The organism is Acidocella aquatica (assembly GCF_030160635.1).
Lineage (GTDB): Bacteria > Pseudomonadota > Alphaproteobacteria > Acetobacterales > Acetobacteraceae > Acidocella > Acidocella aquatica.
Map to the genome: position 1 here is coordinate 1 of NZ_BSOS01000038.1, position 1,876 is coordinate 1,876.

Below are 1,876 nucleotides of genomic sequence, written 5' to 3' on the forward strand. Positions count from 1 at the left end.
CTATCGGAGATTGCCTGCTCATGCCGAAAGAGATGGACAACGAACATCAGAGTTGGCGGTCTTGCCCGCGGAGCCCGTATATTGTCGGCTAACGCCGCATGATTTGCGGCCCTGTTTGAGGAAACCGGTCTCGTCGATCACCAGAACCGCGTCGTCCGCAGCCAGATGATCGACAACATAATCACGCACGACATCACGCAAGGCATCAGCGTCCCACCGGCCCCGCCCCAGCAGGGCTTGCTGCCGCCAGGGGCCAGCATCACCCGCCGCCTCAGCGCGCATCCACCCCGTCTTGCGCGGCTCGTTGCCAAGAAGCGTATCAAGAAAATCGCCCGCCGACGCCGCAACACGAGACTGCGTGAACAATGGACGGATGCGACCCTTCACATCTCGGAGCGATGACGCCCAAAGCTCCAATGTCTCTTCAACAGATGCGCCGCCACTTATCAGAGCCTGAATCATGGTTACCCATTGATTCAGAAACCACCAGAAAATGCAACTGTAGTGCTAGTCCGCCTCTTTGACCCTTGCGGCCAGACGCGCCGAGAGCAGCATCTGGAGGGCGAGGGCCAGCGCGAGCGTCGCCGACGCGCCGCCGATCAGAAAAACCGTTGCATAGCCTGTATGATCGGCCACCAGGCCGGTCAGCGGGCCGGTTGCGCCGTAGGCGATGTCCTGAAAGGCTGCGAAGCCGCCGATTGCCGTGCCGGCCAGATGCGGTTCCACGCGCTTGATCGCCTCGCGCCCCATGGCGGGGAAAACCAGCGAACAGCCAAGCCCGGTGAGCAGCGCCCCCGCGAACGCCGCCAAGGGCACAGGGGCAAGCCAGATGAGATATTGCCCCGCAGCCTCCAGCGCCAGCGAGAAACAGGCCACGGGGGCGCCGCCCAGACGGTCGGGCAGATTGCCGCCGATCAGGCGCATGAACACGAAGCCGCAGCCAAAGCAGGTGAGCCCCCATCCGGCGAACCGCCAATTCTGGCTGAAAAAATAAAGCGGCAGAAAGGCGCCCAGCGCGGCAAAGCCGACTCCTTGCAGCCCCACCACCGCGCCTGGCCCCAGGATGGGTTTAAGGACCTGCCAGAGCGAATAACGCTGCCCCGCCACCAGCGGGGTGCCGGGGAAACGCCGCATCGTGAGGCCGCCTAATACCGGCAGCAAGGTTGAAACCAGCATCAACCCGCCAAAGCCCAGCCAATGGAACAAGGCCAGCCCCAGCGGCCCGCCCACCGCCAGCGCGCCATACATCGAGATGCCGACCAGCACCATCACCTTGCCGGCTCTGGCATGGCCCATCAGCCCGATACCCCAGAGGATGGTGCCGACCGACACCTGCCCTTCGCCCACGCCGAGCAGTAACCGCCCAAGCACCAGCAGCGCGAAACGCAACTCCGCGCCGAACGCGCCATAGGCCGCCAGCAGGCAGATCACGCTGCCCAGCACATAGTAGCGCAGGCCCGACAGCAGGCACGTCTTGCCGCCTCGCTGGTCCGCCAGCTTGCCCGCGCGCGCGCGCGTGACCAAGGTGGAGAGAAACGGGACGCCGACGGCAAACCCGCTCCAGCCGTTGTTGCCGCCAAGCTGGGTATGAACGAAAACCGGCACCACCGGCAGCGCCATGGCAATCGTGAGATACGAGACGAAGAGGATCGTCACCAGCAGAACAAGCTGCGTCTGTCCGCCACGGGCTTGAACGGTAACGGGCATGGTAAAACCTTCGAATTTTCAAACAATTATGATGATCGGCGATCCGTATGAAATTTGATTAAATTGGAAGGTTCACGGCGTGGCGGCAGGTTCTGGCTGGTTTCGCCCGAGTTCATGTTTCAGAGCTTCGAGGTCGCCTCCGCCTGCCATGTGGAACATGAGGTCCTCG

General features: G+C 62.8%; 1 protein-coding gene and 1 pseudogene. Both read right to left on the minus strand.

The window, feature by feature from the left end:
• Positions 1 to 42 precede the first annotated feature (42 nt).
• Positions 43 to 462, minus strand: a pseudogene (locus QQJ84_RS07200) (transposase); the annotation flags it as partial.
• A gap of 45 nt (positions 463 to 507) precedes the next feature.
• Positions 508 to 1,707, minus strand: coding sequence for an MFS transporter (locus tag QQJ84_RS07205; RefSeq protein ID WP_284257452.1), 1,200 nt, complete (start codon positions 1,705 to 1,707; stop codon positions 508 to 510).
• Positions 1,708 to 1,876 lie beyond the last annotated feature (169 nt).

Coding starts and splice junctions, on each gene's coding strand:
- QQJ84_RS07205 (WP_284257452.1), bottom strand. CDS start 1,707: ATGCCCGTTACCGTTCAAGCCCGTGGCGGACAGACGCAGCTTGTTCTG.